The organism is Enterobacter cloacae complex sp. IR5418, from assembly GCF_049238105.1.
Lineage (GTDB): Bacteria > Pseudomonadota > Gammaproteobacteria > Enterobacterales > Enterobacteriaceae > Enterobacter > Enterobacter hormaechei.
This window is the reverse complement of the sequence record NZ_JBMKHS010000028.1, coordinates 51790-57789: the sequence shown is the minus strand read 5'-3', so window position 1 is coordinate 57789 and position 6000 is coordinate 51790. Positions and strand designations below refer to the sequence as shown.

Annotated in this window: 8 protein-coding genes and 1 pseudogene; 3 read left to right on the top strand and 6 right to left on the bottom strand. The window is 48.1% G+C overall.

Annotation, left to right across the window (positions count from 1 at the left end):
* A partial coding sequence (locus ACOTX7_RS18675; protein WP_276206159.1) for a 3'-5' exonuclease occupies nucleotides 1-439 on the top strand: 439 nt, incomplete at its 5' end.
* A 2-nt stretch (nucleotides 440-441) separates the two neighbouring features.
* On the opposite strand, the gene ACOTX7_RS18670 is transcribed toward ACOTX7_RS18675, so the two are convergent.
* Together ACOTX7_RS18670 and ACOTX7_RS18665 are read right to left on the bottom strand one after the other, a co-directional pair.
* The gene (locus tag ACOTX7_RS18670; protein WP_000880375.1) at nucleotides 442-696 is read right to left on the bottom strand and encodes a hypothetical protein; all 255 of its coding nucleotides are present in this window, start codon (nucleotides 694-696) and stop codon (nucleotides 442-444) included.
* Nucleotides 697-836: 140 nt separating this feature from the next.
* A pseudogene (locus tag ACOTX7_RS18665) lies at nucleotides 837-1057 on the bottom strand (type I restriction-modification system subunit M N-terminal domain-containing protein); the annotation flags it as partial.
* 625 nt (nucleotides 1058-1682) lie between these two features.
* On the opposite strand from ACOTX7_RS18665, the gene ACOTX7_RS18660 reads away from it, so the two are divergent.
* Both ACOTX7_RS18660 and ACOTX7_RS18655 read left to right on the top strand, forming a co-directional pair.
* Nucleotides 1683-2024: a hypothetical protein gene (locus tag ACOTX7_RS18660; protein WP_001151572.1), complete on the top strand. Its 342-nt coding sequence runs from the start codon at nucleotides 1683-1685 to the stop codon at nucleotides 2022-2024.
* Nucleotides 2025-2115: 91 nt separating this feature from the next.
* On the top strand, nucleotides 2116-2307 hold the full coding sequence (locus ACOTX7_RS18655) for a DUF7706 family protein (RefSeq protein WP_000398479.1): 192 nt from the start codon (nucleotides 2116-2118) through the stop codon (nucleotides 2305-2307).
* A gap of 240 nt (nucleotides 2308-2547) precedes the next feature.
* On the opposite strand, the gene ACOTX7_RS18650 is transcribed toward ACOTX7_RS18655, so the two are convergent.
* The 4 genes from ACOTX7_RS18650 to terD form a co-directional block, all read right to left on the bottom strand.
* Nucleotides 2548-3003, bottom strand: a complete 456-nt coding sequence (locus ACOTX7_RS18650) for a hypothetical protein (protein ID WP_000374058.1) — start codon at nucleotides 3001-3003, stop codon at nucleotides 2548-2550.
* A gap of 90 nt (nucleotides 3004-3093) precedes the next feature.
* Nucleotides 3094-4335, bottom strand: a complete 1242-nt coding sequence (locus tag ACOTX7_RS18645; protein WP_001053340.1) for a vWA domain-containing protein — start codon at nucleotides 4333-4335, stop codon at nucleotides 3094-3096.
* Between the two features lie 428 nt (nucleotides 4336-4763).
* Nucleotides 4764-5339 (bottom strand): TerD family protein, encoded by a 576-nt coding sequence (locus ACOTX7_RS18640; RefSeq protein WP_000301247.1) that lies wholly within the window; start codon nucleotides 5337-5339, stop codon nucleotides 4764-4766.
* 68 nt (nucleotides 5340-5407) lie between these two features.
* Nucleotides 5408-5986: a tellurium resistance membrane protein TerD gene (gene terD / locus ACOTX7_RS18635; protein WP_000116680.1), complete on the bottom strand. Its 579-nt coding sequence runs from the start codon at nucleotides 5984-5986 to the stop codon at nucleotides 5408-5410.
* Nucleotides 5987-6000 lie beyond the last annotated feature (14 nt).

Below are 6000 nucleotides of genomic sequence, written 5' to 3'. Positions count from 1 at the left end.
TCAAAATCGGTGTTGCAAAAACGGGAGTGACCATAGATTCCGTTTTCTGAGACGACCCCTGATCGGGCTGAATGAGCAGGAATTTCCTGGCGGCAAACCCGATGATGTTTACAGCGTTCGCACATCGATGAACACCCCTCCGGCCGAAGAGGAAATCGAGGAGGAACGTCGGCTGTTTTATGTCGGTATCACTCGCACAAAACAGCAGCTAAATCTGGTGGTCCCTCTTGATGAAGGGCTTGCGCGGTGGCTCAAAAACCGCTGGGATAGCACCCCGAAGAAGTCACCGATAGCTACTCGCTTCGTCTATGAGGCTGGCTGGACTGCTTGTGCGGTTACCAGTGATGCGATCTATAACAGCACGGTAGAGAAACAGAAGGCTGACTTCAGCAAGTTTCACCAATGGTATCTAAGAGATCTTCAGCGGCTAAAAGTCTAGGGCTACCGATACTTTTCGATTTCAGACAGGTGCTCGTTATCCAGATCAATTGTGGCTTTTCTTTCAGAAGCGAGCTTCTTCGCTCGCTTTGCATACTGAAGCCCCTTGGCTGGCTGCTCTCCGCGTAGGATCTGTTCAGCCTGCTTGCTCGTGCTGTGCCCCAGAAAGCGTTCGTACTGCTCGTCAGATACCTCAGTGCCGATCAGTCGTTCGATCCAGCCGCTTTTCGGCGGGTAACTTACGCCCAGCGCAAGCAACTGCCTTTTCTGTACCCACTATTTCCGGCGCGGCCGGCTTCAATCAAGGCTTTGGTTAGAACTACAGCCATTTGGGGACTCTCATACACAAACCTGAACCATGCGGGTCTGATTGGCGGTCAAGATAGCAGCGCATCGAAATCAACACTGAACTCTGCTTCTAAGAACTCAATCGTGGCTGGTTGGCTATCGAGCGATGCTTCCCGTGTAGACTCCAGTGCGCACTCCAATCGACGCAGCAGAGTAAACGGCAAAATGATCTTGCCGAAGTCGGTATGCTTGAAATCCCCCCCCACAGGTCTTCCGCGTTCTTCCAAATGAAATCAGCTTGCGAAGCAGCCGAACCTACGAACTCTGCCATCTTGGCCTCCAACCAACTTTTGCACGAAACGGCACATCTTCCAAAAGAGGGTTGTCAACCAAGTTTTGCACAAAACGGACTTTGATCCATTTCTAACTAAAATCTACAATCCAACCTCAGATTGCAAATAGCCTATGTTTATTACAGATGGTATGGTTCGTGTTTTTGTTTATTCGATGGCAACTGTACTCTTTCTGCCGCTTGGCTTGTTGAAAAGCACGTGGTGGTTTTCACCATTGTTTGCGATAGCTGCTATTGATTACTTAATGTTTCTGCGTCGACAAGGCTAGTTGCTGAACCTCATACCTCAGAGCAATCTGTATGTTTTTTACACCACTGGTTAAAAGGTCAGGCTACGTTCCTGACGTTTTTTAAAAAACAGTTTTATGTTTGATGCGTTACTGGTCTGTCTGGTAACCCAGTGGTACATTACCATTATTAAGGCTGGCTGGCGGTGGTGCATCATGCTTAAACGACCCTCTCTGAGCGTACTTTCCGACAGTCCTGTGCACCGCACCACTTACCCGGCAGGCCTATGTCTTGGTTATTCTTCGTTGTACCTTTTTCTTCAGCTTTATCCCTGACATGTCTGTCTGAACAGTTCTAAGCAAACCGGAATGTTGTCATGGCCAAAGTACAAGGGCTCTTTGTTGGATACCGAAAATTCGCTGTTGATCGCGACTGGCTTCGTCAGCAGGAAGAACAACGTTATCGGGATCGCCAGCGACAATTTGATGAATGGTCCAGGAAATGGGTCACTGTAACCAGGCTCAAAGAGACTCGTTTATGGACTGACGGAGCCATCAGGCGATGGTTGGGTGAACCTCAGCAGCAGGGTAAATATAAAGTTTTCCCCGTTGAAGCGGTTTTGGCTGCTGAGAAGTTGAATGAGTTTCGGCTCTGGCTTAAACCCCGACTGGAAAAGAAACGTGCCCAGCACCACCACTTTTTAATTCCATTTCTGTAAAGTAGAAACAACGGCAGTTCCGGCCGCATTCAAGGCTTCGGCATCTGGTCAGAAATAAAGCGCCATTTTTCAGTATAAGGGAGGTTAGATAGTGGAAGGTATTGAGACACTGAGTTTGCAGCTTGATGAGAATGAAACTATGGCCCTTGCTCAATTAGTTAAACGTCTGAGCTGGAGCGATCTTCGTGGCTGTGCTGTGAGTGACGAAGAAGCCTGGGTAATGAAAAGCGCAATTGAAAAATTACAACAGGCGTTAAGGGAAGAAGGTTATGCGCCTCGATGAGGCTGGCTTCGTTCTTTATTCCGATAACAAATTTGCTTAAGGACTAACTATGAGCCAGCACTGGTATGAGGTGAAAAGCAATCAGGGAATTGTTCAGGTGATTGTTGGGAGAAGATATTAATGTAATGCGTTTCTGCATTACATCAAGCAGATTAGCTTTTTCTGGTCAAAATAGACGATGTGATTTTTCTTTAGCCGAAGTCCATCCGCTCCCCACGCAACCGGTAAAGGTTCGCAGGTTTAATAAAGATAGGTTTCGTATCTCCCTAAGGGTGGGATAGGTAAACTCATAATGGCATCTGTGTTTACTATGTAAGTATTCGGGTAAAATTCATCTAATACAGTAAAGTTTAGTTTCTTACAAAAGCTTAATAAATATGGGTTTTTCACGTCTTCTATTACAACATCGCACCAGGGATTCGATTCACAGCAAAGCTTCAGAAAAGACTTAAACCATCCCTTGTTTTGTATTTCTTCCGGAAGCCGTACCACATGTATGGTCAGACAATCTCCATGATAACGATTAGTACTTTGTCTAAGCCCTACAACAATCCCCTTTTCTTGAATCTGTACACCTGCCTGATGCTCTTTCATGTCGGGCGTATAGTGCCTTGCTCTGTTTAACCAGGCCACCAGCTGCTGAGCCGTACTTGGTGATTCTTCAGCTATCCATTTCAGGTACTTGATGCGGTCCATATGCGCCTCCCTGTACGATTTCCAATGAACAAAGGCTCTACAGTATTAAGCTGCTGTAGAGCTCATTCAACCAAGCTCAAACTGTGCGTATTAAAGGATGCCTAACCTTTTTGTTTCATCGATCCACGGTCTGAATTCTTCCAGTAGATTATCATATAACTTTTCATCGCTAATCGAACCGAAATCATCCATGGCAAAGAAGTGGGTGTTATCAACCCGGCGGTCAGTAAAGTCATCCAGATTTTTGAGGATACCGTAGCTTGAACCACCCAGGCCGACAAACTTCCAGAAGATGGGGTAGTTGGCAGAACGCCGGATTGCATCTTTAATCGCCCGGGTCTTGCTGATCCCGCCATCGGTAATAAATACAACATACACCGGGATTTTCGAGTCCTTAAAGTAGTCGACTATTTCTTCCATCACAGGAGGCTCGTTGTTTGTCCCTCCGAGGCCCGGCAGGTTCTCCCAGGCTGAACGCTTTCCAGCCCCGCGAATGGACTGAATATATGTGTCCAGGTTGTCCAGTGTGACGTTTGGATACTTCTTATGCTTCTCTCCAAATCCCCAGACATCCATTTCACCGTCGTCGTCGAACTGGGCGGCAAGAACGGCGATGCGGTCCAGCACAGACTGAACGTTACCCTTACTGAACTGGCCACTCATTGAGCCGGATGCGTCAAGTACAAATGCAACCGCTGCCTCAAGGGTGTCCAGTTTATTTTTAGTAAGACTGACCGAGGCTTTTTTAGCGAGGCTTACAAGGCGCGGAGATCTGGTTTCCAGTTTCTTTTCCAGACTGATACGAGCAGGCTTTGCTGGCTGCGGAGCTGGCTGTGCGACATCAACGCCATAGCTAATGGCCAGAGGCTCAAGACCACCGTTGAAACCCTGCCCGAGCGCACGAAGCTTCCAGGCGCCATTGTGCCGATATACTTCACCCAGGATAATTGCTTTCTCACTGCGGCCCTGAGTCTCAGCCTGGAACTCAGCGATTCCTTGAGCCTGCATGCTCAACGAACTGAGCCCACTGATGGTATCTTCACCATCAATGACAACTGTGATTGCAATTTTACTGATGTTCGCAGGAACACGATCCAGTGCTATCTCAATGCTGGACTGCTGAGAACCGGTAACGAGCTTTACTGCCCCTTCAGGAGAAGACAGATTATTGTAAAAGATAAAGTCAGAATCGCCGCTGACCTTTCCCTGAGCATTAAGCAGGAACAGGCAGGTATCGGGTTCGCCTTTAAAGCCGGATTTGGTAGGGTACTGAAGATTCAGCCTGATCGCAGATTGCTGAAGTGGTATGTTTTGTCCGGATTGTAGATTCACATTAACTCTCCTGATTTTTGATTATTTTAAAGCGCAGCGTTTATATAGGTTCCCCTGGCTTAGTTCAGGACGCTGGATTTCTGGTGAGGCGTATATATGGTGTGACACCATATTTCATCACGTTGAAGTTTCTATACCTGTTGAATTGGAATTTCCATTGGTCGGGTATTTTATCTTCCAGAACCCGTGCCTTCATAAGTCGCAAACGTAACATATATCAGAGGGGCATGCTGTTGATATAAGGCACGGAATACAGGCTTTAACCAGCAACCAGAGAAAAATCCGTTTCCTGCCTTTAAAAGGCTCACGTCAGAATTAACATCTCTCTGCTTTCTGAGATTCCCGAACCCTTTCTGCCCCCCCCCTCCTGATAGCGGATCGCAACCAAAAAAAACCCCGGCATTGCCGGGGTATGATTCAGCGTTATTTTAGATGTTAACGCCGTGCTGGGAGGCAAGAGCCGCCAGGCCACCGGCAAAGCCCTGACCGACAGCTTTAAACTTCCACTCAGCGCCATGACGATACAGTTCACCGAAGACCATAGCGGTTTCGGTTGAGGCATCTTCAGACAGATCGAAACGGGCAATTTCCGTGCCGTTGTCGTTGTTGTAAACGCGCATGAAGCTGTTGCTCACCATGCCGAAGTTTTGTTTACGCGCTTCTGCATCATAGATGGTAACGGCAAACACCAGTTTTTTGATATCTGCTGAGACTTTGGTCAGATCGATTTTGACCTGCTCATCGTCGCCGTCGCCTTCACCGGTACGGTTGTCGCCCTGGTGCTCTACCGCGCCATCAGGGCTGGTTTTGTTATTGAAGAAAATGAAATGCGCATCTGACAACACTTTACCGTCTTCGCCTACTGCGAACACGGAAGCGTCCAGGTCAAAACCCTGACCATCGGTTACACGGGCATCCCAGCCTAGGCCAACCATAGCAACATTCATGGTTGGTGCTTCTTTGGTCAGAGATACATTGCCGCCTTTTACGAGAGAAACTGCCATTTTTAGCTCCTGCAAACAGTTGAATGAGGGCTGCATTAACAGCCCCGGGTAGAAAAGTTACTTTTTGATCAGGACGCGTTAATGCCGTACTGAGCACATACAGATGCCAGACCACCAGCATAACCCTGACCTACTGCGCGGAATTTCCACTCACCATTGTGGCGATACAGCTCGCCGAACAGCATGGCAGTCTCAGTGGACGCATCTTCGGTCAGATCGTAGCGAGCAACTTCAGTCTGGTTATCGTCATTAACCAGACGAATAAACGCACCGGATACCTGACCAAAGCTCTGGCGACGAGCCTGAGCATCGTGGATGGTCACAACGAAGATGATCTTGTCAACTTCAGACGGGACGGCGTCCAGTTTAATTTTCAGCGATTCATCATCACCATCGCCCTCACCGGTGCGGTTATCGCCGGTGTGCGTTACGGAACCGTCGGATGACGTCAGGTTGTTATAGAAGATGAAATCTGAATCGCCGCGCACTTTGCCGTTTGAGGCCAGCAGGAATGCTGAAGCATCCAGGTCAAAGTCCTGACCGTCTGTTGAACGCGCATCCCAGCCAAGGCCCACCAGGACGTTTTTCATTGACGGAGCTGCTTTACTTAGGGAGACGTTCCCGCCTTTGGAAAGAGAAACACTCATAAAATAACCTCTTC